General features: G+C 70.8%; 22 protein-coding genes and 1 pseudogene. 15 read left to right on the plus strand and 8 right to left on the minus strand.

Annotated features, from left to right (window positions below):
• Window positions 1–10 precede the first annotated feature (10 nt).
• Complete coding sequence (gene pcaB / locus OG718_RS12910) at window positions 11–1,402, plus strand: 3-carboxy-cis,cis-muconate cycloisomerase (RefSeq protein WP_143635052.1); 1,392 nt, start codon at window positions 11–13, stop codon at window positions 1,400–1,402.
• Window positions 1,399–2,547, plus strand: a complete 1,149-nt coding sequence (gene pcaDC / locus OG718_RS12915; RefSeq protein WP_143634222.1) for a bifunctional 3-oxoadipate enol-lactonase/4-carboxymuconolactone decarboxylase PcaDC — start codon at window positions 1,399–1,401, stop codon at window positions 2,545–2,547. Before pcaB ends, pcaDC begins: the two co-directional genes overlap by 4 nt.
• A 122-nt stretch (window positions 2,548–2,669) precedes the next feature.
• On the opposite strand, the gene OG718_RS12920 is transcribed toward pcaDC, so the two are convergent.
• On the minus strand, window positions 2,670–5,360 hold the full coding sequence (locus tag OG718_RS12920; protein WP_143634220.1) for an ATP-binding protein: 2,691 nt from the start codon (window positions 5,358–5,360) through the stop codon (window positions 2,670–2,672).
• 225 nt (window positions 5,361–5,585) lie between these two features.
• On the opposite strand from OG718_RS12920, the gene OG718_RS12925 reads away from it, so the two are divergent.
• The 3 genes from OG718_RS12925 to OG718_RS12935 are packed head-to-tail and all read left to right on the plus strand — an operon-like array spanning window position 5,586 to window position 9,192.
• Window positions 5,586–6,890 carry an MFS transporter gene (locus OG718_RS12925; RefSeq protein WP_328844189.1) on the plus strand — a complete coding sequence of 435 codons (1,305 nt, stop codon included), beginning with the start codon at window positions 5,586–5,588 and terminating at the stop codon, window positions 6,888–6,890.
• A 55-nt stretch (window positions 6,891–6,945) separates the two neighbouring features.
• Complete coding sequence (locus OG718_RS12930) at window positions 6,946–8,175, plus strand: anhydro-N-acetylmuramic acid kinase (protein ID WP_143635050.1); 1,230 nt, start codon at window positions 6,946–6,948, stop codon at window positions 8,173–8,175.
• Window positions 8,176–8,229: 54 nt separating this feature from the next.
• Complete coding sequence (locus tag OG718_RS12935; RefSeq protein ID WP_328844190.1) at window positions 8,230–9,192, plus strand: DUF2510 domain-containing protein; 963 nt, start codon at window positions 8,230–8,232, stop codon at window positions 9,190–9,192.
• Window positions 9,193–9,355: 163 nt separating this feature from the next.
• Here OG718_RS12935 and OG718_RS12940 read toward each other — a convergent pair whose 3' ends face one another.
• On the minus strand, window positions 9,356–9,979 hold the full coding sequence (locus OG718_RS12940) for a TetR/AcrR family transcriptional regulator (RefSeq protein ID WP_143634214.1): 624 nt from the start codon (window positions 9,977–9,979) through the stop codon (window positions 9,356–9,358).
• A gap of 249 nt (window positions 9,980–10,228) precedes the next feature.
• Between OG718_RS12940 and OG718_RS12945 the strand changes: the two genes are divergently transcribed.
• Both OG718_RS12945 and OG718_RS12950 read left to right on the plus strand, forming a co-directional pair.
• A complete protein-coding gene (locus OG718_RS12945; protein ID WP_328844191.1) occupies window positions 10,229–11,095 on the plus strand; it encodes a phosphatase PAP2 family protein in 867 nt (288 codons plus the stop codon).
• Window positions 11,092–12,132 carry a DMT family transporter gene (locus OG718_RS12950; protein WP_328844192.1) on the plus strand — a complete coding sequence of 347 codons (1,041 nt, stop codon included), beginning with the start codon at window positions 11,092–11,094 and terminating at the stop codon, window positions 12,130–12,132. The genes OG718_RS12945 and OG718_RS12950 overlap by 4 nt, the downstream gene beginning before the upstream one ends.
• 91 nt (window positions 12,133–12,223) lie before the next feature.
• Here OG718_RS12950 and OG718_RS12955 read toward each other — a convergent pair whose 3' ends face one another.
• The 3 genes and pseudogenes from OG718_RS12955 to OG718_RS12965 form a co-directional block, all read right to left on the minus strand.
• A complete protein-coding gene (locus OG718_RS12955; RefSeq protein WP_328844193.1) occupies window positions 12,224–13,111 on the minus strand; it encodes a phospholipid scramblase-related protein in 888 nt (295 codons plus the stop codon).
• Window positions 13,112–13,197: 86 nt separating this feature from the next.
• On the minus strand, window positions 13,198–15,249 hold the full coding sequence (locus OG718_RS12960; protein ID WP_328844195.1) for a phosphocholine-specific phospholipase C: 2,052 nt from the start codon (window positions 15,247–15,249) through the stop codon (window positions 13,198–13,200).
• A gap of 159 nt (window positions 15,250–15,408) precedes the next feature.
• Window positions 15,409–15,837, minus strand: a pseudogene (locus OG718_RS12965) (extracellular solute-binding protein); the annotation flags it as partial.
• 125 nt (window positions 15,838–15,962) lie between these two features.
• On the opposite strand from OG718_RS12965, the gene OG718_RS12970 reads away from it, so the two are divergent.
• The gene (locus OG718_RS12970) at window positions 15,963–16,835 is read left to right on the plus strand and encodes a helix-turn-helix domain-containing protein (RefSeq protein ID WP_143634206.1); all 873 of its coding nucleotides are present in this window, start codon (window positions 15,963–15,965) and stop codon (window positions 16,833–16,835) included.
• 76 nt (window positions 16,836–16,911) lie between these two features.
• Here OG718_RS12970 and OG718_RS12975 read toward each other — a convergent pair whose 3' ends face one another.
• The gene (locus tag OG718_RS12975; RefSeq protein WP_328844196.1) at window positions 16,912–17,691 is read right to left on the minus strand and encodes an inositol monophosphatase family protein; all 780 of its coding nucleotides are present in this window, start codon (window positions 17,689–17,691) and stop codon (window positions 16,912–16,914) included.
• Window positions 17,692–17,746: 55 nt separating this feature from the next.
• On the opposite strand from OG718_RS12975, the gene OG718_RS12980 reads away from it, so the two are divergent.
• Window positions 17,747–18,646 (plus strand): LysR family transcriptional regulator, encoded by a 900-nt coding sequence (locus OG718_RS12980; protein ID WP_328844197.1) that lies wholly within the window; start codon window positions 17,747–17,749, stop codon window positions 18,644–18,646.
• Between the two features lie 25 nt (window positions 18,647–18,671).
• Here OG718_RS12980 and OG718_RS12985 read toward each other — a convergent pair whose 3' ends face one another.
• The gene (locus tag OG718_RS12985; protein WP_328844198.1) at window positions 18,672–19,280 is read right to left on the minus strand and encodes an NAD(P)-dependent oxidoreductase; all 609 of its coding nucleotides are present in this window, start codon (window positions 19,278–19,280) and stop codon (window positions 18,672–18,674) included.
• A gap of 240 nt (window positions 19,281–19,520) precedes the next feature.
• Here OG718_RS12985 and OG718_RS12990 point away from each other — a divergent pair, with 240 nt between their 5' ends.
• The 3 genes from OG718_RS12990 to OG718_RS13000 are packed head-to-tail and all read left to right on the plus strand — an operon-like array spanning window position 19,521 to window position 21,729.
• Window positions 19,521–20,585 (plus strand): aromatic ring-hydroxylating dioxygenase subunit alpha, encoded by a 1,065-nt coding sequence (locus OG718_RS12990; protein WP_306936469.1) that lies wholly within the window; start codon window positions 19,521–19,523, stop codon window positions 20,583–20,585.
• A complete protein-coding gene (locus OG718_RS12995; protein ID WP_143644049.1) occupies window positions 20,582–20,788 on the plus strand; it encodes a hypothetical protein in 207 nt (68 codons plus the stop codon). Before OG718_RS12990 ends, OG718_RS12995 begins: the two co-directional genes overlap by 4 nt.
• Window positions 20,785–21,729, plus strand: a complete 945-nt coding sequence (locus OG718_RS13000) for a PDR/VanB family oxidoreductase (RefSeq protein ID WP_306936470.1) — start codon at window positions 20,785–20,787, stop codon at window positions 21,727–21,729. Before OG718_RS12995 ends, OG718_RS13000 begins: the two co-directional genes overlap by 4 nt.
• A 65-nt stretch (window positions 21,730–21,794) precedes the next feature.
• Here OG718_RS13000 and OG718_RS13005 read toward each other — a convergent pair whose 3' ends face one another.
• Window positions 21,795–22,604, minus strand: coding sequence for an IclR family transcriptional regulator domain-containing protein (locus tag OG718_RS13005; RefSeq protein WP_328844199.1), 810 nt, complete (start codon window positions 22,602–22,604; stop codon window positions 21,795–21,797).
• 183 nt (window positions 22,605–22,787) lie between these two features.
• On the opposite strand from OG718_RS13005, the gene OG718_RS13010 reads away from it, so the two are divergent.
• The 3 genes from OG718_RS13010 to OG718_RS13020 are packed head-to-tail and all read left to right on the plus strand — an operon-like array spanning window position 22,788 to window position 25,305.
• Entirely contained in the window at window positions 22,788–23,759 is a 972-nt protein-coding gene (locus OG718_RS13010) for an ABC transporter substrate-binding protein (RefSeq protein WP_143644051.1), read from the plus strand.
• Entirely contained in the window at window positions 23,756–24,529 is a 774-nt protein-coding gene (locus OG718_RS13015) for an ABC transporter permease (RefSeq protein WP_143644052.1), read from the plus strand. The genes OG718_RS13010 and OG718_RS13015 overlap by 4 nt, the downstream gene beginning before the upstream one ends.
• Window positions 24,526–25,305, plus strand: coding sequence for an ABC transporter permease (locus OG718_RS13020; protein WP_328844200.1), 780 nt, complete (start codon window positions 24,526–24,528; stop codon window positions 25,303–25,305). The genes OG718_RS13015 and OG718_RS13020 overlap by 4 nt, the downstream gene beginning before the upstream one ends.
• Window positions 25,306–25,320: the final 15 nt, after the last annotated feature.

Genomic DNA, 25,320 nt, shown 5'->3' on the forward strand with positions numbered 1-25,320 from the left:
CGGCGATCCCATCGGTTCCGGCGATTCCGGTGATCCCGTCGGTTCCGGTGCGCTCGTCGGCTGCGACGCCGGTCTGCTCGCGCCCGGCCGTGCGGGCTCACCCGCCGAGTCCGCGACCGGCGACCGCGCCTTCCTTCAGGCGCTGCTCGACGCGGAGGCGGCACTCACCCGCGCGCAGGCCTCGCTCGGCCTCGCCCCGGCGGAGGCCGCCGCCACGGTCACCGCGGCGGCCGACGCGGCGCGCTTCGACCTCCGTGACCTGGCGCTCCGCGCGCGGGGCGGCGGCAACCCGGTGATCCCGCTGGTCGCGGACCTGACGGCGGCGGTCGAGGCCGTCGACGCCGAGCACTCCCCCTACGTCCACCGGGGCGCGACCAGCCAGGACATCATGGACACGGCCACCATGCTGGTCGCCGCCCGGACCCTGGAGCTCGTCCTGGCGGACCTCTCCCGTACGGAGATCGCGCTGGCGCGGCTCGCACGCGCGCACCGCGACACGGTCATGCCGGGGCGCACCCTCACCCAGCACGCCGTACCGACCACCTTCGGGCTGAAGGCGGCCGGCTGGCGCTCGCTGGTGCTGGACGCGAGGGACCGCGTCCGGGCCGTACGGGACGGACTCCCGGCCCAACTGGGCGGCGCGGCAGGCACGTTGGCGGCCTTCACCACATACGGATCTCCGGACACGGGCGCCCTCGTCGAGACGTACGCCCGTGAACTGGGCCTCGCCGCACCGGTGTTGCCCTGGCACACCCTTCGCACCCCCGTCGCCGACCTGGCGGGAGCCCTCGCGTTCACCGCCGGCGCCCTCGGCAAGACGGCCACGGACGTGCTCACCCTCGCCCGTACGGAGATCCGCGAGCTGAGCGAGGGCTCGGGCGGCGGATCCTCCGCCATGCCGCACAAGGCGAACCCCGTGCGCTCCACCCTCGTCGCCTCGGCGGCCCGCCGCGCGCCACAGCTCGCCGCGACGCTGTACGGGTCCGTGGCCGCCGAGGACGAACGGCCCGCCGGTGCCTGGCACGCCGAGTGGGAGCCCCTGCGTGACCTGCTGCGTCTGGTCGGCGGGGCCGCGCGCGACACGGCCGAGCTGACCGAGGGGCTGCGGGTCCACGCGGACGCCATGCGCGTCCATCTGGACCTCACCCACGGCCTGATCGTCTCCGAGCGGCTGTCCGCCGAACTCGCGCCGGTGCTCGGGCGCGGCAGGGCCAAGGAACTGCTCACACGCGCCGCTCGACGGGCCACCACCGAGAACCGGCCGCTCGTGGAACTCCTCGCCGAGGAGCCCGAGTTGAAGGATCCCGCGTTGAAGGACCTCGACCTCGCGGCCCTCACCGACCCGGCCCAGTACACCGGCTCCGCCGGAGCCCTCACCGACCGTGCCCTGGAGCGAAGTTGAGCACCCGACAGCCCCTCCCCGACGGCAAGTTGCTCCACCACCGCGCCGAGGGACCCGTAACCGCTCCCCCGCTTCTCCTCGGCCCGTCCCTCGGCACGTCGACGGCCCTGTGGGACAAGGTCGCGCCCGAACTGTCCGTCACCCACCGGGTCGTGCGCTGGGACCTGCCGGGCCACGGCCTCTCCCCCGCAGGACTGATCGGCCCCGGCGCGACCGTCGCCGACCTCGCCGCACTGGTGCTCGCGCTCGCCGACTCGCTCGGCCTCGACCGGTTCTCGTACGCCGGTGTCTCGCTCGGCGGCGCGGTCGGGCTGCATCTCGCCGTCCATCACCCCGAGCGGGTCGAGCGGCTCGCGGTGATCTGCTCCTCCGCCCACTTCAACGGCTCCAAGCCGTGGGAGGAGCGGGCCGCGCTCGTGCGCGCCGAGGGGCTGGCCGGGCTTGCGGAGGGGGCCGACGCGCGTTGGTTCACACCGGGTTTCACCGTTCCGGAGCTGGTCGAGGACCACCGGACGGCAGACCCGGAGGCGTACGCGGCCTGCTGTGACGCGCTCGCGGCCTTCGACATCCGGGAGCGGCTGCCGGAGATCGGCGCGCCCACGCTGCTCGTCGCCGGGCGTGAGGACCCCGCGACGCCGCCCGCGCATCTGCGCGAGATCGCCGACTCGGTGCCCGGTGCCGCGCTCGCCGAGATCCCGGGGGCCTCGCACCTCGCGCCCGCGCAGTGCCCGGAGGCCGTACTCACCGCTCTGCGCGCGCACTTCGACGGCGGGGCCAAGCGGGGCATGGAGGTGCGCCGCCAGGTGCTCGGTGACACGCACGTCGACCGTGCGCAGGCCCGGCAGTCGGAGTTCACGGCGCGGTTCCAGGACTTCATCTCGCGGTACGCGTGGGGCGAGATCTGGACCGATCCGACGCTGGCGCGCCGCGAGCGCAGCATGATCACGCTGACGGCGCTGGTGGCGCACGGCCACTACGACGAGCTGGCGATGCACATCCGCGCCGCCCGCCGCAACGGGCTCACTCCGGAGGAGATCGGCGCGGTGCTGCTGCAGACCGCCGTGTACTGCGGGGTCCCGGCGGCCAACTCGGCGTTCGCCGTGGCCCAGCGGGTGCTCGCCGAGGAGGACGAGACGGCCGGCTGACCTGCTGCCAGGCGCCCGGCGCCTGGCAGCCGACGCCTGGCGGCCGAAGACCCATGGCCGGCGGATGGCGTCCGGCGCCAAGGGCACCCGGCCACCGATTCACCGAGCCGTCCACCCCTCGGTCAGCGGGGGCGGGGCACTCGGCCCGTGTGCAGTGCCAGTGCCTCCCGGGCCCTGGTCACCAGGCCGTCCGCGCCGCAGGCCCGCGCCAGTGTCAGACCGCGGGTCAGTTCCGTGACGGAGTGGGACGCGATGCCGTACTCGACGCGGGCCGCCGCGTGTTCGTAGGCACAGGGGGACGCCTCCAGGTACGCGACCGCCTGGGCGAGCAGCGTGACCGAGCGCCGGCCGGTCTCCAGGGCGGCGGCGCAGCGCAGAGCCTCGCCTATGGCGGTGTCCGTGCCGAAGCGTTCGGCCTGCATGCGGGCGTCGGCCGCCACCTCGGCGGCGCGCCGCGGGTCCGCGACGGCGAGGGTCCGGGCGAGCTCTCCGGCCCAGGGCGCCATCACCGTGTTGTGGCCGCCGCGGGCGGCGGACAGCTTCTCGGCGGTCTCCAGCTCGTTCACGCCCTCCTCGACGCGGCCGGTGGCGATCAGCAGGCGGCCCCTTATCGAGTGGGTGTCCGGCAGGACGATCGTGGACGGGTGGGGCGGTTCGAAGGAGTACCGCTCGGCGATCTCCTCGGCCGCACCCACATGCCCGCGGGCGAGCAGCGTGTCGATGAGCATGCACGCCGCCGACCAGTGCATGGGCAGCCCCTGGCCCACCCGGTCCGCCAGCCGGAGTGCCTCGCGCAGGGACTCCTCGGCGTCCACGAGGCGGCCCCGTCTGCGGAGCACGTATCCGCCGAAGGCGTGCGCGAGGGCCAGATGGCCGCCGCTCCACCCGGCGTGCTCGTAGCTCCGCTGTGCCTCCGTGAACAGGCTCTCGGCGCGGTCGAGGCGGTCCGCGTACGTGTAGGAGATGCCGAGCATCATGAGGAGCTCGAAGCTCCACTCGGTGTCGGTCCAGCCGAGACCCGGCGCGAGGCGGCCGTTGACGAGGGCGCGGTCGCAGAGTTCGACGACCTCCTCGGCGTTCTCCCCGCGGGTCATCGCGTCGAAGGCGCGCAGGATGAGCAGGGCGCGCTCGGAGTTGTCACGGCCGGTGAGCGGCCTGACGAGTTCGGCCAGGCGGCGGGAGCGGCCGGGCGCGTCCTCCTCGCCCGCGTGGATGCCTTCCCACATGTAGTGCACTGCCTGCAGGCGCATACGGGCGGGACCGGCTTCCAGCCGGTCCGCCTCCGCGTCGACCGTGGCGACGGCCTCCTCCAGCTGGTCGTTGTGGACGAGCGCCGAGGAGAGCCGGCAGACCGCGTCGACCCGGAGTTCCTCGTCCAGGCCGTGCACCGTGAGCGCCTCCCGCAGGTGCCCGATCGTCGTCGCGGGCGAGGTGAGAAGCGTGGCGCAGCCCAACTCGTAGAGCACTCGCGCGTGGACCTCGGGAAGCGGCGGTTCCACCAGGGCACGCTCCAGACAGCGGCGGGCCGCGTCGGGGGCGCCCACGGCGAGGTGCTCGCGGGCTGCCTCTCGCATCTGCTCGACGAGTTCGGGGTCGTCGTCCGGATGTACCTCGAGGAGGTGCCGGGAGGCCGCGGCGGCGCCGAGACCCGACGCGGTGACGACCGAGGCGGCCACGCCGTGCATCGCGGTGCGCAGCGCGTCCGGGATCGAGCGGTAGACGGCGGTGGCGATGAGCGGATGGACGAACTCCAGGTCCCCGTCGTCGACTTGACCGGTCGTCTGGCCGGCCTCGGTGAGGATGCGCGCCGCGCCGAGGAGCGCGGCACAGCGCTCCGCCTCGTCCTGCGGCATTCCGGCGAGTTCGGCCGCCAGTTCCAGGGAGATCTGCGTGCCGAGGATGGCCGCCGCCCAGGCGAACCGGGTGGCGTCCACACCGAGCCCTTCGAGCCGGTCGACGAGTCCACGGCCGCGTGCCGCGCGGTTCAGCGCCCGTAGTTCCGAGGCCGAGTCCTCGACCGGTTCGAAGTCGCTGTCCTGGACCTTGGCGAGGAGCTCCACGGTCTCGTACGGGTTGCCGCCGGTGACGGCCCAGACCTCACGGCAGAACGGGACGTCGGCGTGCGCGCCGAGCGTGGCGCGGGTGATTCCGGCCGTGGCGTCCGGGGTCAGCGCGCGCAGGGAGGGCATCGGGCCGGCCAGGGCGCCGATGGTGTCGAGGTGACGGGCGCTCTCGCCGGTGGCGTCGCCCGGGCGGCGGGCGACCAGGACGAGGACGGGCAGGTCGTCGAGGCGCTCCGCGAAGGCGGCGAGCCAGTGCAGGCTCTCCTGGTCGGCCCAGTGCGCGTCGTCGACGAGCAGCACCAGCGGCCACTCGCGTCGGGCGAGCCTGCGCACGGCCGCGACCAGTCCGTCGCAGACGCCCTGCGGGTCGGCCTGGCGGTCGCCCGGTTCGGCTATCCCGAGGGCGGGTCCCGCGATGTCGTACCAGTCGCCGAAGTACTCACGCGCCTCGTCGGGCATCAGCGCCACGAGCGCGGGCTGCAGCAACTGCCGTACGACGTTGAAGGGAACGGACGTGATGGTCTCGCCGCCGCGTGCCGACCACACCGTGCATTTGCGTGTCTCCGCGATCCGGCGCGACTCGGCGAGCAGCGCGGTCTTGCCGATGCCCGCCTCTCCGGTGAAGACCAGCAGGCTGCCCGAGGCCGAACCCGCGCACAGCGCGTCGACTGCCTCCGCGACCGCGGCGAGTTCCGCGTCGCGCTCCCAGAGGGGTGCCGAGGCGGCCGTTCCCGGCCGTGCCTCCGTCATCCCGCTACCTCCCCAGGTCGCCCAAACGACGTACAGACCTTGAGCCTAGCCCTCCGGAAGGCACGATGGAGCCTGGTCGGGCCACCTGTTGCCGCGACGGGTGACGCCGGCGGCGCGGAGGCGACGGACGACACCACCGACCGGCCGGGGTGAAAGTTATTGACAGTCAAAAGCCGTGAACTGAAACTAACTTTCCAACATCGTCACGGCGGCGGGAGGAACGGCATGGGCGCTCCGGCGCACGGCTCCGGCCTGCGGACCGACCGGCCCGAGCGCTCCCGCAGGGCGCTGGTCGCGGGGTCGGTGGGCAACTTCATCGAGTGGTACGAGTTCGGTGTCTACGGCTACTTCGCGACGGTCATCGCGGCCCGGTTCTTCACACCGGAGGGTGGCAGCGAGGTCGAGGCACTGGTCAAGACGTACGCGTCCTTCGCGCTCGCGTTCTTCTTCCGGCCGGTCGGCGCCGCGCTGTTCGGGCGGCTTGGCGACCGCGTCGGACGGCGTCCCGTACTCATCATGGTCATCGTCCTCATGACGGTGGCGACGACACTGATCGGCGTACTGCCCACGTACGACACCGTGGGCGCCCTCGCGCCCTGGCTGCTGACCTTTCTGAGGGTTCTTCAGGGACTGTCGGCCGGCGGGGAGTTCGGGGGCGCGGTGTCGGTGATGACGGAGTTCGCGCCACCGGGCAGGCGGGGCCTGTACGGGTCGTGGCAGTCGTTCACGGTGGCGCTGGGGCTGCTGGGCGGGGCGGGAGTGGCCGCACTGCTGGCGACCGTGCTCAGCGAGGGGCAACTGGGCGACTGGGGCTGGCGGTTGCCCTTCCTGCTGACGCTGCCGATGGGGCTCGGGGCGCTGTGGCTTCGACTGCGGCTCGACGAGACACCGTCCTTCGAGTCGCTCCGGGAGGAGGCCCGTCCGGAACGGCCGCCGGGTCGTGAGGTGGCGAAGGCGATCGTGCTGGGCGCGGGCCGCATCATGGGCTGGGCGGCGGCCGGCTACACGTTCCTCGTCGTGCTCCCCTCGTATCTGCAGAGTTCACTGAACGCCACGTTCCAGCAGGCGCTGATCGCGACCGTCATCGCCAATCTCGGCTTCGCGGTCACGATCATCCCGGCGGGCCTGCTCAGCGACCGGATCGGGCGGCGGCCGGTGATGCTCGCGGGCGCGCTGCTGGTCACCGTCCTCGCGGTCCCCCTGCTCAACCTCCTTCAGAACACGGGCGCTTCGAACGCGGTGAAGGGCGGGGCCGTGTTCGTCGCGGGCACCGTCGTGGGGCTGATGGCGGGTCCGGGCCCTGCGATGCTCTCGGAGATGTTCCCGACGAGCGTCCGCTACACGGGGCTGGGACTCTCCTACGCCCTGTCCAATGCCGTGTTCTCGGGATGCGCGGGCCTCATCATCACGGAGACCATCAAGCGGACCGGGAGCGTGGACATTCCGGCGTACTACGCGGCCGTGACGTGCGCGGTGAGCGTGTTCGCCCTTCTGACCCTCCGTAAGCAGCCGGTACGACAAGGGAGTTGAGCGGGTTGAGCAGGTGGGGACCGAGCGCATGGAGGTCGAGCAGAGGGTCGAGCGGGTGCGGGTGATCGGCCTGATGTCCGGCACGTCGTACGACGCGATCGACGCGGCGGCGGCCGACCTGCGGCTCGACGGGGACAGCCTGCTGCTGCGCCCGCTCGGCATGGTCAGTGACGCGTACGGAACCGAGGTGCGCGAGGCCCTCGCGGCGGCGCTGCCTCCGGCGGCCACGACCCTCGCCGAGGTGTGCCGCCTGGACACACTCATCGGGCAGGCCCTCGCGGCGTCCGCCCTCCGCGCCGACCGTGAACTGTGCGACGGACAAGCCGAGTTGGTGGCCTCGCACGGTCAGACCGTCTACCACTGGACCGACGGCGGTCAGGTGCGCGGCACCCTGCAGATCGGTCAGCCCGCCTGGATCGCGGAGGCCACCGGGCTGCCCGTGGTCGCCGACTTCCGGCCACGCGACATCGCCGCCGGCGGCCAGGGCGCGCCCCTGGTGAGCCTCTTCGACCTGCTGTGGCTGCGCGGCAGACCGGGCACCCCGGTCGCGCTGAACCTCGGCGGCATCGCCAACCTGACCGCGCCCGACGGCACCGCCTTCGACACAGGTCCCGCGGGCGCGCTCATCGACGCGGCCGTCCACCACTTCACCGGCCGCGCCTACGACACGGACGGCGCCCTGGCCGCCCGCGGCAGGGTCCACGAGCCCCTGCTGCGCCGGCTCCTCGACGAGCCGTACTACGCGCTGCCCGCGCCGAAAACGACCGGCAAGGAACTGTTCCACCGGGACTATCTGCTGGCGGCTCTGGCCACTCTGGCGGATCCGGCTGTACTGGACACTCCGGCCATGGCGGCCGATCCGGCGACTCAGACGGATCCGGTGACTCCGACGGACATCGGCCCTCTCGCTCACCAGGACGTGATCGCCACCCTCACCCGGCTCACCGCGCGCACGGTCGCGGACGCCGTCCGTTCCATGCGTGCCACCGAGGTCGTCGTCTCGGGCGGCGGCACGCGCAATCCCGTCCTCATGGCGATGCTCGCCGAGGAGTTGCCGGGGGTACCGCTGCGCACCTCCGACGCCCTGGGCCTGCCGTCGGCCGCGAAGGAGGCGTACGCGTTCGCCGTCCTCGGCTTCCTGACGCTGCACGGTCTCGCGGGCACCGACCCGAGGAGCACCGGCGCCCGGCACCCCAGCGTGCTGGGCTCGGTGACACCGGGGCGGGACGGGCTGCCGCGGGTGTCCCGGGGCTTGAAACAACCGGTGCGGCTGGTGATTGGGTGAACTGAATCCGGATCCTCTCATCCGGCTTTCACTCGCGCCTCATACGGTGGACCCATGACGCAGGCGACTCCCCCCGGCTGGTATCCCGACCCCGGGCAGACAATCGACGGCCCAGCAACGCAGCGATGGTGGGACGGTAGGACATGGACGGACCAGACCCGCCCAGCGGAGTCCGGCGCCATTTGGGGTCCTCCGGCGTTCTCACCGGGCTCGCCGTATCCGGGCGCGCACCCCGGCGGACCTCGGCGCAAAGCGCGCACGGCGATAGCCGTCGCCGTCGCCGTGGCGGTCCTCGCCGGCATCGGCGGCGGGGTGTACGCACTGACCGCGGACGACGGCTCGGGCGGCGGCGATTCGGCCAACACCCAGCCGGTGCCGACCCTGCCGGACGGTCCGCAGGGACAGGACGGCGGCGGTCAGGGCGGCCCCGGTGCCCCGGAGGGCGGCGAGTCCGAAGTCCCGCAGCCGCTCCCGTCCGAGGAGGGCTACGCCACGGACCCGATCAACGGCATCAGCCTGCCCGTGCCCGACGGCTGGAGCGGCGCGACCATCCAGGTGGGCGCGCAGGTGACGTCCAAGGACGCCTACAAGTGCCCCGGCGACACCTCGAAGGAGTGCACCCGCGGCGGCGCCTACTCCGCCCCAGCGATCGCCCTGAAGCTCAAGGCCACCACCGCCGAGGCCGCCGCCAAGGAGGACATCGCCAAGAACGCCGAGGAGTCCTACGGCGGCAAGAGCTACGGCAGGATCACCTCGCACGACGAGCTCTCCTCCAAGGCAGTGACCGTGGCCGGGCAGAAGGGCTACGCGGTCCGCTGGAAGGTCGTCACGAGCAAGGGCGACGACGGCTACGTCGAGTCGCTCGTCTTCCCGGCACCCTCCAGCTCCAAGCAGCTCGTCGTCGTGCGCTTCGGCATCGATGTCAGCTCCAAGGCCCCCGAGCAGTCGGTCATCGACGAGATCACCAAGGGCATCAAGGAGGCCGCGGGCGGCGGCGGAAACGGGCAGAACGTGTAGACGTACGACGGTCGGAGCTCTGACCGGACACCGATCGGCCGGGTGGGGCGCCTCTCCGCTCGAGAGGAACCCCACCCGGCCGGGGGGTGCGCGCCGCCCCCGTCCCCACGGTGCGGCGCGAGCAGGTCACCGTCCAGTCATCCCGTGGACGGCGGCCTGAGCCTCAGGGAGGATCCGCCAGTCCGAGGGCCGGCAACAGCGCCACCTCCACATAGCGCAGCAGATAGTCCGCGTCCGCGGGCCGCCCTTCGAGAAGGGGACGGACGCGGAGCACACCGAGCAGCTGCGCCGGCACGAACTCCAGTACCGGATGGTCGGCTGTGACCTCTCCGCGGTCGACCGCGCGCCGGATCATTCCCCGGAGCGCCTCCAGTTCGGGCTCCACCAGGGCGTCGCGCAGCGCGCGCTGCAGTTCGTCGTCCTGCATCACGGACTGCCCGAGCGCCTGCAGCAGTCTGGTGTCCTCGTCCGACCGCTCGCCCGCCGTGCGCGCGACCGCGCGCAGGTCGCCGGCGAGCGAGCCGGTGTCGATACCGATGAACTTGGGACAGTGGTTGGCCCGCAGCGCGGCCGCCACGAACTGCGGCTTCGTCTTCCACTGCCGGTAGAGCGTGGACTTGCTGCACCGGGTGCTGGAGGCGACGCCCTCCATGGTCAGCGCGTCATAGCCGCACTCTCGGATCTGGTCGAGCACGGCGTCGAAGAACTCCTGCTCACGCTCGGGCGTGATCTTGGAGCGGCGCGAGGCGACGACCGTCTCCGGTTCGTCCGCTGCCTGCGACGTCATGGCTCTTCTCCTCGCCGGTCTCCGCGGCCCCGTGCGGGCCTGCTTCCCGTGTGTCTTCCAGTGTGGCCCTCGACCTGGCCCTCAGTGTGGCGTAAGTCCTATCGATACGCCAGTGTACCGGAACGCGAACGTATCGGTACACTGACGTATCGATGAGCCTTGGACAGGACCCACCCCTGTGTCGAGTGGATCCCCTCCTGGGCTCACCACGCACCAGCACCACCAGAACGTCAGCAAAGGGGCCGGGGGATGGAAAGCGGAACCGAGCCTGCAAGAGAAGGGAAGGCCGCGATACGGCGGCCGCCCCTCGTCCGTGAGCTCCTGCTCGTCGCGGGACTCTTCCTCGTCTACAAGCTCGGCCGGCAGCTGGCCACGGGCCACACCGGTGAGGCCTTCGACAACGCGCACCGGGTCTGGGACCTCGAACGGTTCCTGCACCTGCCCGGCGAAGGCGACGTGCAGTCGGGGCTGCTGCACAGCGACACCCTCGTGCACGTCGTCAACACCTACTACGCGACCGTCCACTTCCCCGCCACCGCGGCCTTCCTGGTCTGGCTGTACCTGCGGCGGCCCGGGCACTACGTGTGGGCCCGCCGGGTCCTCGCCGCGGTCACCGCCGCCGCCCTGGTGGTGCACCTCACGTTCCCGCTCGCCCCGCCGCGCATGCTCGCCGGGACGGGCCTCGTGGACACCGGCCAGGTGTACGGGCCCACGGTGTACGGCGCCTCTCCCGAGACCGACTCGCTGTCGAACCAGTTCGCCGCGATGCCTTCGCTGCACTTCGGCTGGGCCCTGATGGTCGCGGTCGGCCTGATCGCCGCGACCCGGTCCCGGTGGCGGTGGCTGTGGCTGCTGCATCCGCTGGTCACGCTGCTGGTGATCGTCGGCACGGCGAACCACTACTGGCTCGACGCGGTAGTGGCGGCCGCGCTGCTCGGCATCGCCCTCGCCGTGATCCGCGTACCGCGCCGGACGGCGACACCGACGGCGCCGGCCCGGGAGCGCGTGTGCGCCGGCAGCTCCGTACCGGAAGGGCCGCGGGCACCGGACGGGCCCGGCGGGCCCGGGGCACCCGGCGCGCAGGACGCTCCGGAGCTCGTGGGAGCCGGACGATGAGCGCCACACTCGTCGCCGTCATCCTGTCGCTGTTCTCGGCCGTCGCTTACGCGGCCGCAGCGGTGGCCCAGCAGCGACTGGCCGCACGGACCCCCGACTCCGGGGTGCTCCGGCTGCTCGGCAGCGGTGCCTGGTGGTGGTCGGTGGGCCTCAACGCGTCGGCGGCACTGCTGCACGTGGCCGCCCTCAAGTACGGGCCCCTCACGCTGGTCCAGCCGCTCGGCGCGCTCACGCTCGTCGCCGCTGTGCCGCTGGGCGCCCGGATGGCGGGGCGGCACGTCACGTTCGTCGAGTGGCGCGGTACGGCGCTGACCCTGACCGGGCTCGCGGCCCTGCTGGTCACGGCGTCCGGGCCCGCGCCCGACGATGTGCTCAGCGTCCCGCAGGCGCTGGCCGTGGCGGGCACGACCGCGGCCCTCATGGGCGTACTGGCCAGGCCGGGCACCCGCCCCGGGCTGCGGCACGCGACCGCGTCCGGCTTCGCCTCGGGTGTCGCCTCGGCCCTCACACAGACCGTGACCGTCGCCGCGACGGACCGCTCGGAATCTCTGCTCAGCGGACAGGTGATCGTGGTCGCGCTGCTCGTCGCCACGTTCGCGGCGGGCGGGCTGCTGCTGTCGCAGACCGCCTACAAGGGCGGGCTCGGCGCTCCCCTCGCGGTGGTGACGCTGGCCAACCCGATCGCCGCCGCGGTGATCGGCCTCTCGCTGCTCGGCGAGCGGCTGCAGGGCGGCGCGGCGGGACTGCTGCTCGCGCTGGCCGGGGCGGCGGTCGCGGCCTGGGGTGTGGTGACGCTGTCGCGCGCCACTCCGGTGCCTCCGGCAGTGGGGTCCCCGACGGCGGAATCCCCGGCGAAGACTCCGGCGGGACCTTCGTTGAAGCCCTCGATAGAGCCCTCGTTGAAGCCTTCGGCAGGGACTTCGATGGACGACGAGCACCCGGTGGCCGCGGTTCTCGCCCTGGAGCCCGGATCGGCGTTGAACGAGCCCTCGTTGCTGCCTCGGCAGCCGAAGCCCGGGCGTCTCACCCCGCTGTAGGCCACCTCGTGGCCCACGACGGCATGAGGGAGGGGCGGTCGCGGATGTCCGCGGCCGCCCCTCCCTCATGACGAACTGACGAACCGACGCGTCAGCCAAGCCCTCGGCTGTCCTGCTTGAGCGCCGTGTCGACGGTCAGCGCCGTCGCTATCACGAGGCTCAACAGGGGCTCGGGAAGCTGGTAGTGCAGCTGCAGGACGTAGTTGTCCGCGGTCGTGAACATCGTCTTGGCGAGGCCTTCCCAGGTCTTGGTGATCCGGGCGACCTCGTTGTCGGCGTGGTCGACGATCGAGAAGTTCCAGGCGCGCCAGTTCTCCGCCTTGATCGCGCCAACCTGCTTGCCGTCGACCTTGATCGCGAAGTTGATCTTCCCGACCATGTTCTGCTGGGCTATCTCACCGACCGGCGAGCCGTCCGGCCGCGCCACGAGCACCCGCGACTTCATGAACTTACGGGGCCGGGTCAGCAGCAGCTGCGGCTGACCGTACGCGTCGCGGATCTCCAGCTTGTGCGTCATGAACTGGTCGAGGCTCGCGAAGAAGCGCAGCACCTTCTTCAGCGCGCTCTGTCCGACCTGCACCACCGAGCCGAGCTGGTTGCCCTGCTGATCCATGACCTTGTACTCGTTGGTCAGCTCGATCAGCTTGGCCTTCTGGTTCACCACCAGGACCGGCTCGGTGAACAGCGTGCCCCCGCCGGCGGCGTTCGGTGCGACACCGGCCTGCTGATGCACCTGCTGCTGCACACGCGGGTCGAACCCTCCCGCCTGCTGCGGAACCTGCTGCACCGGTTGCTGCTGCGGCTGCTGCGGCTGCACAGGGTGCTGCTGCACGGGCTGGACCGGCTGCGCGGCCTGGGCCTGCTGCTGGTCCTGGTTGGTGTGCTGGGTCCACTGAACGCCGTCCCAGTAACGCAGCGTCTGGGGCAGACCCTGAGGATCCGGGTACCAACCTGCAGGAGTGTTCGAATGCGTGGTCACCGGGGCACACTACCCCGGGCCCGCCAGTACCTGACCAGTCCGTGCGATGTGGGACTCATCGCATCTCCTGTCGCGAATCGCACCCTCTACGCCCTGGCGATCGCCGGGTCGCTGACGCCGACCCGGCCGTTCTCGACGTGCCCGGCGAACCGGCGAAGGAACGAACCGCCCGCGTCGGACACGACGGTGAGGTCGTACCAGCGCTTGCTCGCCCCCAGGTCCACGGTGTGCCTCACGGTCGCGCCGGGCCGCACGCGGAACGACTTGGGCCTGCCGCCGTAGCCGTTCGTGAGCTTGAGTCCGACCGTGCGGGAGCCCTTGTTGGTGAAGGTCAGCTCGATGTCGTCCCCGTCGTGCCGTGCGGTGACCTCGGGTCCTGCGGACTTGCCCGGCCCCTTGAACACACGCACGAAGCCGTTGGGCCCGTGCACGGTCAGGTCGTACGAGCCGTTGGAGTAGGCGGAGTTCCAGGTGTCCGAGACGCTCTTGCCGGCCTCGGTGGTGTAGGTCCAGGGTCCGTCGGTGCGGCTCCCGGAGGTGACGTGGAAGGAGGCGCCGGCCTTCTTGCCCGAGGCGAAGGTCAGCGTGAACTTCCCGGCCTTCGGGTCGGCCGAGCCGTCGATCCACGGCGCGTAACGGAGCGGGCGGGCGAGCCGCAGACCGCGCTCCTGCTTCGGCAGCTTCGGATCCGCGGGCGGGGTCGGCTTGTAGTCCGGGTGCCGGTCCTTGTCCGGCGGCTCGTACGCGTCGGTGTCCGGGAGGTCGGCCGGCTTGCTGTCCTTGCGGGAGAAGTCGAACGCGGCGGTCAGGTCGCCGCAGATGGCCCGCCGCCAGGGCGAGATGTTCGGCTCCTCGACGCCGAAGCGGCGCTCCATGAACCGGACGATCGAGGTGTGGTCGAGGGTCTCGGAGCACACGTAACCGCCCTTGCTCCAGGGCGAGACGACGAGCATCGGCACGCGTGGGCCGAGACCGTAGGGGCCGGCGACGTTGGTCGGGCTCCCCGCGAAGAGGTCCGGGCCGACGTCGACGGTGGACTTGCCGTGGTCGGCGGAGCGCGGCGGCAGCGGCGGGACGAGGTGGTCGAAGAAGCCGTCGTTCTCGTCGTACGTGATGAACAGGGCCGTCGTCGCCCACACCTTGGGGTCGGAGGTGAGCGCCTCCAGGACCTGGGAGATGTACCAGGCGCCGTAGTTCGAGGGCCAGTTGGAGTGCTCGGAGAAGGCCTCGGGGGCGGCGATCCAGGAGATCTGCGGCAGCTTGCCGCCCTTGACGTCTGCCCGCAGCTGGTCGAAGTAGCCCTCGCCCTTGCGGGCGTCGGTGCCGGTGCGGGCCTTGTCGTAGAGCGGGTCGCCGGCCTTGGCGCCCCGGTACTTGTTGAAGTAGAGCAGCGAGTTGTCGCCGTAGTTGCCGCGGTACGCGTCCGAGATCCAGCCCCAGGAGCCGGCCGCGTCCAGGCCGTTGCCGATGTCCTGGTAGACCTTCCAGGAGATCCCGGCCTTCTCCAGCCGCTCGGGGTAGGTCGTCCAGTCGTACCCGACCTCGTCGTTGCCGAGGACCGGCCCGCCGCCCTTGCCGTCGTTGCCGGTGAAGCCCGTCCACATGTAGTAGCGGTTCGGGTCGGTGGAGCCGATGAACGAGCAGTGGTACGCGTCGCAGACGGTGAAGGTGTCGGCGAGCGCGTAGTGGAACGGGATGTCCTCGCGGGTCAGGTACGCCATGGTCGTGGCACCCTTCGCCGGGACCCATTTGTCATACTTGCCGCCGTTGTAGGCGGCATGCCCGTCGGGCCAGCTGTGCGGCAGGCCCTCCAAGAACTGCATGCCGAGGTCGTCGGCCTCCGGGTGGAAGGGCAGCAGGTCCTTGGTGCCGTCCGACTGGTGCCACACGGACTTGCCGTTGTCGAGCGTGACCGGGTGGGGGTCACCGAAACCGCGGACGCCTCTGAGCGCACCGAAGTAGTGATCGAAGGAACGGTTCTCCTGCATAAGGACGACGATGTGCTCGACGTCCTCGATCGTGCCGCGGTGGTACCCCGCGGGGATGGCCGCGGCCTTGGCGATGCTCTCCGACAGCGCGGTGAACCCCGCGGTGCCGCCTGCGAGTTGGAGAAAACGGCGCCGATTCACTTCGGGCATGGCAGGTGACCTCTTGTCCTGACGGGGCATTGCGGGCAAGTACGTGATGGAACGTGCGCGAATGGAGTGTTCCAAGAGCAACAAACGTCAGGGAAGGGTCGCGTGGCATCTGTGTGAAAGACAGCGGTACGTGAGGTGCGCGGCCCGTTCGGGGAATGGTCAGCTTCCGGTCGCTTCCTTCCAGCCGCCGACGTACGACGTGAGGTTCTTGTCGAGGTCGGACCAGTCGGGCTCGAAGACCTCCACGCCGTCCATGAGCTTGGTGAGGGCGATCGCGTTGGCGTCGGTGGGCTTGGCGTCCCGGCGGGCGCTGAAGCCGCCGCCGATCTCGCTGACCTACTGCTGGGCCTTGCGGCTCAGCACGTAGTCGAGGAGCTTCTTGGCGTTCTTGCTGTGCGGGGCGTCGGTGACGAGCCCGGCCGCGTAGGGCAGGGCGAGGGTGGTGGGCCCGCCCGTGGCGGTCGCCGGGAACCAGATCGCAAGGTTCGGCATGGACTTGGCCTGGGCGAAGTTCATCTGGACGTCGCCGTTCGCCACGAGGAGTTCGCCCTTGGCGACCTTGGGCGCGAGCTTGCCGGTGGAAGCGGCAAATGCCAACGTAAGAGTCCGTTTCGGCCCCTGTGATCACGACGGCATGGCGCGTGATCGGCAACGCTTGCCCCATGACAATCTGCGGTCCAGCACAGGGACTTGGATCCGGAGGTACACAGCGCGTGGCGGCGAAGACCAACCCCACCGTCAGGAGACGTCATCTTGGAGCCGAACTTCGCCGACTCCGCGTGGCCAGTGGGCTGAAGAGCAAAGAAGTGGCCGAGCGACTCCTGGTCTCTCAGCCCAAAATCAGCCATCTGGAGAACGGCAACCGCGCCATCAGCCCTCGCGACGTGCGCGACCTGTGCGCGATCTACGGGGTGACGGACCGGCAGGTCATCGACTCCCTGATGGAGATGGCCAGGGAATCGAGCCGGCGGAGCTGGTGGCACTCCTACGGCGACCTCTCCAACAGCGTCTATATCGACCTGGAGACGGACGCCGCCTCCCTCCACACCTACGATCCCATGGTCATCCCCGGCCTGCTGCAGACTCCTGCCTACGCCCAGGCCGTCATCGGCGAAACGATCCCTCTGCTCACTGCCGAACAGACCGCCACCCGCCTCAAGGTGCGGCTGCGCCGTCAGCACCGGATCTACGACCCGGCCCGCCCGCTGCGCCTGTGGGTCGTCCTGGACGAATCGGCATTGCATCGCGTCGTCGGCAGCCCCGACATCATGCGCGAGCAACTGGAACACCTGAACGCGCTCAGCGCCGAGCCGCACATCACCATGCAGGTCCTCCCGTACACCGTGGGCGCTCACCCGGGCCTGACAGGACAGTTCTCCATCCTGAGGTTCGCCGACAGCCACGAGTCAGGGGTGGTGTACCTGGAACGGTTCACCAGCGACCTCTGCCTGGAGAAACCGTCCGACGTGCAGCACTACAGCACGATGTACGACCACCTCCAGGCCCAGGCCCTCACCTCCGACAGCAGCCGCGACTTCCTCACCGACACCACCAAGACGTACATCGACGCGGCGATCGAGCCCTGAGCGTCGGCCGCAGGAGCCGGTCGCGACGACACCCCGCCGACGACCGGCCTCGACACCCCCTCGATCCCAGCTGCCCTCAGGCGACAAGGACTTCCAGCGCGGCGGCGTGCACACCCGGGGCGGCGGCGAGGTAGCTCTCGCCGGCCAGTTCCCACGGCTTGCCCTCCATGTCGGTCACGACGCCTCCGGCCTCCTGGACCAGCAGCACACCTGCCGCGTGGGACCGGACGTTGTCGAACTGCCAGTGCAGATCCATCCGGCCCGCGGCGACCTGGGCTAGATGCTGGGTCACCGGTACGGAGACCCGCACATAGAGGGCGGCGTTCATCATCGCGGTGAAGGCGGAGCCCATCCGCTTCGCGAGCTCGGGGTCGTGACCCGGCTTGGCCTGGCCGGTCCCGGCCAGTGCGCCGTCCAACGACGTCTTGGCCGAGACCCGCAGCCGTACACCGTCGAGGAACGCCCCGCCGCCCTCGGTCGCGGTGAACATCTCGTCGAGGGCCGGGAAGAAGACCACCGCCAGCACCGGGCGGCCGTCGCGGACGAGGCTCACGCCGATGTTCCAGTCGGGCATGCCGTGCACCGCGTTGACGTTGCCGCCGACCGGGTCGATGAGCCACCACTCGCCCGAGGCCAGTGGTCCCGATCCGTGTTCGTCGTTGAGCCAGCCCGCGCTCGGCAGGGCCTCGGTCAACGCCGGTCGCAACGTGTCGACGACGGCCGCGTCATTGGCCCGGAGGTCCGCGAGCAGTTCGGGGAGCCCGGGCTGACGGGACTCGGTGGAATAGCGCGTCATCATCCGGGCGCCGGCGTGGCGGACGGCGGCGACGGTGGCGGCAAGCAGTTCCTGGTTCATGTGATGCTCCTGGAGTTGATCGGAGTGGATCTGTGGCTGGTTAGGATTTACTGTCATGCAACTGGACTTGAATCTGCTGACCGTGCTGGACGCCCTGCTCGAGGAGGGCAGCGTGATGGGCGCGGCCCAGCGGCTGCATCTGTCCTCGCCCGCGGTGAGCCGCACGCTGGGCCGGCTTCGTACTGTCACCGGGGACGACATCCTGGTGCGTACCGGCCATTCGATGGCTCCCACTCCGTACGCGCTGTCGGTGCGGGAGGAGGTGCACCGGCTGGTGCGGCAGGCGCACGAGGTGCTCTCGCCGGTCCGCGAGCTGGATCTGGCGCGGTTGGAGCGCACCTTCACGATCCAGTGTCACGACGCGGTGGCCGCGTCGCTGGTGCCGGTCCTGGTCGACAGGATCCAGCAGCGGGCCCGGGGGGTGCAGTTGCGGGTGCTGGCGGAGAACTCCGTCGACACCGACGACCTGCGCCACGGCCGTGTCGATCTCGAACTCGGCGGCGCCAGGCCCGCTCTGCCCGAGTTCCGCTCCGAGCCGCTGGGCGAGGACCGGCTCGTGGTGGCGATGCGCGCGGACCACCCCTGCGCCGCCAGACTCGACCTGGCCTCCTACGCCGCGCAGCCGCATGTGGTGATCTCCCGGCGCGGCCGCCTGACCGCGTCGATCGACGAGGTGCTGGCCGCCGAGGGCCTTGAGCGCCGGGTGGTCGCGGCGGTCGCCACGGTGTCCACCGCCCTGCAGATCGCCGCCCGCAGCGACGCGCTGGTCACCTGCACGGCCGTCCTGGGCCGCCCGCTCATCGAGGTGTTCGCCCTCGCCACCCGGCCGCTGCCGGTCCAGTCCCCGGCGGCGACGATCAACTGCAACTGGCACCAGCGCTACGACTCCGACCCCGCCCACGCCTGGCTCCGCAAACAGGTCCGCGAGTCGATCGAGGAAATCACCGCCCGCTGACCACTGGGCCTGCCCACTGCCCCGCCTACTCCGGCAGCGGCAGGGCCACAGCCCCGGGAAAAGCAGGCGTCTCGGCCTCGTCGAGCATCGCCGCGGCGACGGTCTCCCGGCTGACCTGCGCACCCAGGTCGAAGACGGGCGCGGCCGCCAGGCCGACCGTGCGCCGGCCAGGGCTTACCGGCCCGTCGGCGAGCATCCCGGCATGGAAGACCGTGCCCCCGGCCGCGAGCACCGTGTCGTCGGCCTCGACCTTGTCCGCCAGCCGCTCACCCAGCACCGCGGCGAGCATGCCCGCCCCCTCCCCCGCCACGCCGGCCGACCTGCCCGTGCCATACGCGCCAAGCCAGATCACCCGCCGCGGACCGGCCGCGACCACAGCCCGGGCCCCGGCCAGCAACGTCCCCGCCCGGTCGGTGCCGAGCGCGGACAGGACCACACCATCCCCGTCCACGGCGGCGACGATGCTGGCCGCGTCATTCACATCACCCGCCACCTTGCGCAGATTCGGCGAGTCGGGCAGAGCGATCCGCTCGGGATCACGCGCGATCGCGGTCACGGTGTGACCACGCCACAACGCCTGCCGGGTGAGGGCCATTCCGGTCCGGCCGGAGGCCGCGAGGACAGTGAGGTTCATACCGAGAACGCTAGGGAACCCACCACTTAACATCAAGTGCAAGCATCTGACTTTATAAGTTACCCAGACGCAATCCATGTGCCATGACCCCTCCTGGACGGCATGGGTGTCAGTACCGACGGGCTGGGCATCTTCCGCCTCACGGAAGCCGCCTTGCGGAGCCACCGCAAGGGTCACGACGCTGAGTCCAACCACGGCACGCGGGGCGACGGCGCCCCGCTTCACGGGACGGGACCGCCCATGCCTCACATGACCGCATTCGCCAGGAACCAGTGGTACGTCGCCGCCTACGCCCATGAGGTGGGGCGGGAGTTGCTCGGCCGGACGATTCTCGGGGAGCCGCTCGTCTTCTACCGCACAGAGGACGACGGACGGCCCGTCGCCCTGCACGACCGCTGTGTGCACCGCCGCTACCCGCTCTCCGAGAGCGGGCTCGACGGCGACCGGATCGTCTGCGGTTACCACGGCTTCACCTACGACACGACGGGTGCGTGCGTGTACGTGCCCGGTCAGAAGCGCGTCCCCCGCACCGCCCGCGTCGCCTCCTACCCCGTGGTCGAGCAGGACGCCCTGATCTGGGTGTGGATAGGCGACCCGGCCCTCGCCGACCCGGAGACCATTCCGCGGGCCAGGCACCTGGACTCCCCCGGCTGGGTCACCGTCAGCGGGATGGAGCCGATCGACGCCGACTACGGCCTCCTCGTCGACAACCTCCTCGACCTGTCCCACGAGACGTATCTGCACGGCGGTTACATCGGCACCCCCGAGGTCGCCGAGACGCCGATCACCACCGAGGTCGACGAGGGCGCCGGCATCGTGCGGGTCAGCCGGCACATGGACGACGCCGAGTGCCCGCCGTTCTACGCCAAGTCGACCGGAATCAAGGGGCGGATCACCCGCTGGCAGGACATCGAGTACCACGCGCCGTGTCTGTATCTGCTGCACAGCCGGATCGCCCCGGTCGGCGTCGTGCCCGAGGCGGACGGCAGCGACCCGAACGGCTTCCACACGGAGATCACGTACGCCATCACACCGTCCGCCGACGGCAAGGTGTACGACTTCTGGATGGTCTCGCGCGACTGGGCGACCGACGACGACGAGGTCACCGAGTTCCTGCGGGGCAACAACCACACCGTCGTGATGCAGGACGTCGACGCGCTCAACCTGCTGCAGAAGACGCTCGGCACGGAGCGGAACGGCTACCAGGAGCTGAGCATCAACATCGACACCGGTGGCCTGGCCGCCCGCCGTATCCTCGCCCGGCTGGTCGAGGAGGGCGAGAAGCCCATGGAGAAGGTCCAGTGACCAGCCCGACCGGCGAGATCTACCGCATCGACTGGCTGCCGGGCACCGATGTGCTGCACGGCACCTGTCACTGCGGGGCCGAGCACAGCGCCGAGGACCCGATCGAGATGTGGGAGTGGATGCTCGGCCACCCCGAAGGACACTCCCCGAGGGTCCCGCTCGACCCGCACGCCCCGCACGTCACTCAAGGAAACGGCTCATGACCTCGTACGAAGCCGAACTCGTCGTCGAGCGACGGGACTTGGCCGCCGAAGGCGTGCTCACCCTCACGCTGCGACATCCGCTGGGCGAGGAGCTGCCGGCCTGGGAGCCGGGCGCCCACATCGATGTGGTCCTGGGCCCGGACCTGGAGCGGCAGTACTCGCTGTGCGGCGATCCGGCCGACCGGCACTCCTGGCGCGTCGCGGTGCTGCGGGAACCCGATGGACGCGGCGGATCCGCCCATGTGCACGGGAAGTTGGAGGAGGGCGACAAGGTCCGAGTGCGCGGCCCGCGCAACCACTTCGCCCTCCAGCCCTCGCCGCGCTACCGCTTCGTCGCGGGCGGCATCGGGATCACCCCGATCCTGCCGATGCTGGCCGAGGCCGAGGCGGCGGGCGCGGAGTGGACGCTGCTGTACGGCGGGCGTACGCGCAACTCCATAGCATTCATCGAGGAGTTGGGCCGGTACGGGGACAAGGTGCGCATCGCCCCGCAGGACGAGACCGGGCTGCTCGACCTCGCCGCCGAACTCGGCACTCCGCAGCCCGACACGCTCGTCTACTGCTGCGGTCCCGGGCCGCTCCTTGACGCCGTGGAGGAGCGGTGCGCGCAGTGGCCGAAGGGCTCACTGCACGTCGAGCGCTTCCAGCCCAAGGTCCAGGAGACGGGCGCGGACACGGAGTTCGAGGTGGTCCTGGAGCGTTCGGGCCACACGCTCACCGTCCCCGCGGACGTCTCCGTGCTCGACACCGTGCGGTCCGCCGGGGTCGAGGTGCTCTTCTCCTGCACCGAGGGCACCTGCGGGACCTGCGAGACGGACGTCCTCGAAGGCACCCCGGACCACCGGGACTCGGTGCTCACCGACGAGGAACGGGAGGCCGGCGAGACCATGCTCATCTGTGTGTCCCGGTGCCGCGGGAAGCGCCTCGTGCTCGACCTGTGACACTTGAGGGTCTGTCCGGCGGATCAGGCCGGAGACGCGGGGTCTGGTGGCACGCACACCCGCGGCTACCGGGAGCCGTGATTTTCCTCCGGCCTGATCCGCCGGACAGACCCTAGGTCCGCCTCGATCCGGGCGACCGTGGCCAGCAGATGCGGCAGCAGGTCACGGCGTACGGAGTCGACGGAGTTGCGGCTGGCGTGCACGGGGATGTTGACCGCCGCCACCACCTCGCCGTCCCGGTCCCGCACCGGGACGGCGACCGAGCGCAGCCCCTCCTCCAGCTCCTGGTCGACGATCGCGTACCCCTGACGGCGGACCCGGCGCAGTTCGGTGCGCAGCAGGCCGGCCGAGACGATCGTGCGGCCCGTCAGAGCGCGCAGGTCCGCGCGGACGAGCCGGGCGTCGATGTCCTCGTCGGGCAGCTGGGCGAGCAACACCCGGCCCACGGACGTCACATGGGCCGGGAAGCGGGTGCCGACCGTGATCGTCGCGGTCATGATGCGGTGCGTGGGCACCCGTGCCACGTACACGACGTCGTCGCCGTCGAGGACGCACAGGGACGACGACTCCCTTATCTGCGCGACGAGTTGCTCCAAATGCGGCTCGGCGATCTCCGGCAGGGTGAAACTGGACAGGTACGAGTAGCCGAGTTCCAGGACGCGCGGGGTGAGCCGGAACATCCGCCCGTCCGTCGCCACGTATCCCAGGTCGAAGAGCGTCAGCAGGAAGCGGCGGGCCGCCGCTCGGGTGAGGTCGGTGAGCCGCGCCACCTCGCTGAGCGTCAGTTCCGGATGCTCGGCGTCGAAGGCGCGGATGACCGCGAGGCCGCGCTCGAAGGAACGGACGAAGTGCGGTTCGCGGGCTCCAGCAGGCATCATCGCCTCCACGGGACGCACGGGGGTGCGCACTGCGCACGCTAGGAGCACGCTTCGGCAACTGTCAACGACCTTGCGTGTCAAGAGCATTGACCCACTCCCGGCGACGTTCTACGTTCCCGCTGAGCACTTCTGTGCGGTCTGCGCACAGCCTGTCGAGGAACTGTCCCAGTAGGGGGAGTCATGCGTCGTCTGCTCATCGGCCTCGCGGCCGGCGCCGTGTTCGTCGCCGCGACAGCCTGCGGTTCGTCCGACTCCTCCGGGTCGGACGACGACAAGGCGTCCGGCGGTGGTACCACCACGATCAAGGCCGGCGTCATCCCCATCATCGACGTCGCCCCCCTGTACCTGGGCCAGTCGAAGGGCTTCTATAGCAAACGCGGCATCAAGCTGTCGCTGACGAGCGCGCAGGGCGGCGCGGCGATCGTGCCCGGTGTCGTCTCCGGCCAGTTCGACTTCGGCTTCAGCAACATGACGTCCCTGCTGGTCGCCCAGTCCAAGAACGTGCCGGTCAAGGCCGTGGCGAACGGTGTCGCGTCCACCGGCAAGCAGGGGGCCGACTTCGCGGAGCTCGCCGTGAAGAAGGGCAGCCCCCTCAAGTCCGCCAAGGACGTGGAGGGCAAGAAGGTCGCCGCCAACACGCTCAACAACATCTGTGACACCTCGGTCAAGGAGTCGGTCCGCAAGGACGGCGGCGATCCGTCCAAGGTCGAGTTCGTGGAGATGCCCTTCGACCAGATGCCGGCCGCGCTCGCGAACGGCCAGGTGGACGCGGCCTGTGTCGTGGAACCCGCGCTCGCCACCATCAAGTCCCAGGGCGGCACCAGCATCGCGTCGCTCTTCGTCGACGTGTCGCCCGACCTCACCGTGGCCATGTACTTCACCTCCCAGCAGTACGCCCAGAAGAACCCGGAGATGGTGAAGAAGTTCCAGGAGGCGACCGCCGAGTCCCTCGCGTACGCCGACAGCCACCCGGACGAGGCCCGCGAGATCATCGCCACGTACACGAAGATCCCGAAGAACCTGCTGGAGACGCTGACCCTGCCCCGGTGGCCGGCCGAGCCGAACCGCGCCTCCATCGAGCGGCTGTCCGAACTGGGCGTGCAGGACGGTCTGTTCGCCAAGGCCCCGGACCTGGACAAGCTGCTGCCGTGAGGGGCACCAACGCCGTCCTGGGCACGGCCGGGCTCGCGGCCTTCCTCGCACTGGGCGAGGCGGCGCCGCGGCTCGGCCTCGTCAAGGACGAGTACTTCCCGCCGACCAGCCGCATCGCCGACGCGCTCGCGACGGAGCTTGCCGACGAGGCGTTCTGGACCGCGCTCGGGGACACGCTCACCGGCTGGGCGCTCGGGCTCACGATCGCGGTGACCGCCGGAATCCTGGCGGGAGTTCTGATCTCGGTCACGCCCTACCTTCGCGAGGCGACGGCCTCGACGATCGAGTTCCTGCGCCCGATCCCCTCCGTCGCCCTGATCCCGCTCGCGGTGCTGCTGTTCGGCACCGATCTGCGCTCGGTCCTGCTCCTCGTCGTCTACGCGTCCTTCTGGCAGGTCCTGATCCAGGTCATGTACGGCGTCCGGGACGTCGACCCGGTCGCCGAGGAGACGGCCCGCTCCTACGGCCTCGGCACCTGGGCGCGGATCCGGCACGTGCTCTGGCCCTCGGCCCTCCCGTACGTCATGACGGGCGTGCGGCTGGCTGCCACGGTGGCGTTGATCCTCGCCGTTACCGCTGAACTCGTCATCGGGGCACCGGGGTTGGGCGCGCGCATCGCCGTCGCCCAGACCTCGCAGGCGGTGCCGGAGATGTACGCGCTGGTGGTGGTCACCGGGCTGCTCGGGCTGCTGATCAACGTGGGCGCGCGGACGGTCGAGCGGCGGGCGCTGGCCTGGCACCAGTCGGTGCGCGGGGAGGTGGCGGTGTGAGGGGCGTCCTGCTTCGGGTGTTCTTCGTCGTCGCGCTGCCCACTCTGCTGGTCGCGGTCTGGTGGGTCGCCTCGGACGACAACACCGACATCTACTGGCCGTCTCTGCGCACGATCCTCAGCACGTTCCCGGACGTGTGGACGGGCGAGCGGTGGCGCGGGGACGTGCTGCCCAGCGTGCTGCGGCTGAGCGCCGGCTACGCGTGCGCGGCCGTCGCGGGCGTGGCGCTGGGCACGGTCATCGGCTCGTACCGCCGGGTGCGGGCCGTGTGCGAGCCGGTCCTGGAGTTCCTGCGCGCGGTGCCGCCACCGGTGCTCGTGCCGGTCATCATGCTGTTCGCGGGCATCGGCGACACGATGAAGATCGCCGTCATCGCGAGCGGCTGTGTCTGGCCGATCCTGCTCAACACCGTGGAGGGCGTCCGTGCGGTCGACTCCGTGATGTCGGAGACGGCCCGCTCGTACGGCATCACGGGCGTCGCGCGGCTGCGGCACGTGGTGCTGCGCTCGGCGAGCCCGCAGATCTTCGCGGGGCTGCGGCAGGCCCTGTCCATCGGCATCATCCTGATGGTCATCAGCGAGATGTTCGCCGCGAGCAACGGGCTCGGCTTCACCATCGTCCAGTTCCAGCGCGGCTTCGCCATCCCCGACATGTGGACCGGGATCCTGCTGCTCGGGCTGCTCGGTTTTGTGCTGTCGGTTCTCTTCCGGCTGGTCGAGCGGCGGGTGCTCGGCTGGTACCACGGTCTGCGCGATGTCTCCCGGCGGTCGTCGTGAACCTCTCGAAAGGGC

The organism is Streptomyces sp. NBC_00258, from assembly GCF_036182465.1.
Taxonomy (GTDB): domain Bacteria; phylum Actinomycetota; class Actinomycetes; order Streptomycetales; family Streptomycetaceae; genus Streptomyces.

Coding starts and splice junctions, on each gene's coding strand:
- OG718_RS12920 (WP_143634220.1), bottom strand. CDS start 5,360: ATGACGGAGGCACGGCCGGGAACGGCCGCCTCGGCACCCCTCTGGGAG.
- OG718_RS12925 (WP_328844189.1), top strand. CDS start 5,586: ATGGGCGCTCCGGCGCACGGCTCCGGCCTGCGGACCGACCGGCCCGAG.
- OG718_RS12935 (WP_328844190.1), top strand. CDS start 8,230: ATGACGCAGGCGACTCCCCCCGGCTGGTATCCCGACCCCGGGCAGACA.
- OG718_RS12940 (WP_143634214.1), bottom strand. CDS start 9,979: ATGACGTCGCAGGCAGCGGACGAACCGGAGACGGTCGTCGCCTCGCGC.
- OG718_RS12945 (WP_328844191.1), top strand. CDS start 10,229: ATGGAAAGCGGAACCGAGCCTGCAAGAGAAGGGAAGGCCGCGATACGG.
- OG718_RS12950 (WP_328844192.1), top strand. CDS start 11,092: ATGAGCGCCACACTCGTCGCCGTCATCCTGTCGCTGTTCTCGGCCGTC.
- OG718_RS12960 (WP_328844195.1), bottom strand. CDS start 15,249: ATGCCCGAAGTGAATCGGCGCCGTTTTCTCCAACTCGCAGGCGGCACC.
- OG718_RS12975 (WP_328844196.1), bottom strand. CDS start 17,691: ATGAACCAGGAACTGCTTGCCGCCACCGTCGCCGCCGTCCGCCACGCC.
- OG718_RS12980 (WP_328844197.1), top strand. CDS start 17,747: ATGCAACTGGACTTGAATCTGCTGACCGTGCTGGACGCCCTGCTCGAG.
- OG718_RS12985 (WP_328844198.1), bottom strand. CDS start 19,280: ATGAACCTCACTGTCCTCGCGGCCTCCGGCCGGACCGGAATGGCCCTC.
- OG718_RS12990 (WP_306936469.1), top strand. CDS start 19,521: ATGCCTCACATGACCGCATTCGCCAGGAACCAGTGGTACGTCGCCGCC.
- OG718_RS13000 (WP_306936470.1), top strand. CDS start 20,785: ATGACCTCGTACGAAGCCGAACTCGTCGTCGAGCGACGGGACTTGGCC.
- OG718_RS13005 (WP_328844199.1), bottom strand. CDS start 22,604: ATGCCTGCTGGAGCCCGCGAACCGCACTTCGTCCGTTCCTTCGAGCGC.
- OG718_RS13010 (WP_143644051.1), top strand. CDS start 22,788: ATGCGTCGTCTGCTCATCGGCCTCGCGGCCGGCGCCGTGTTCGTCGCC.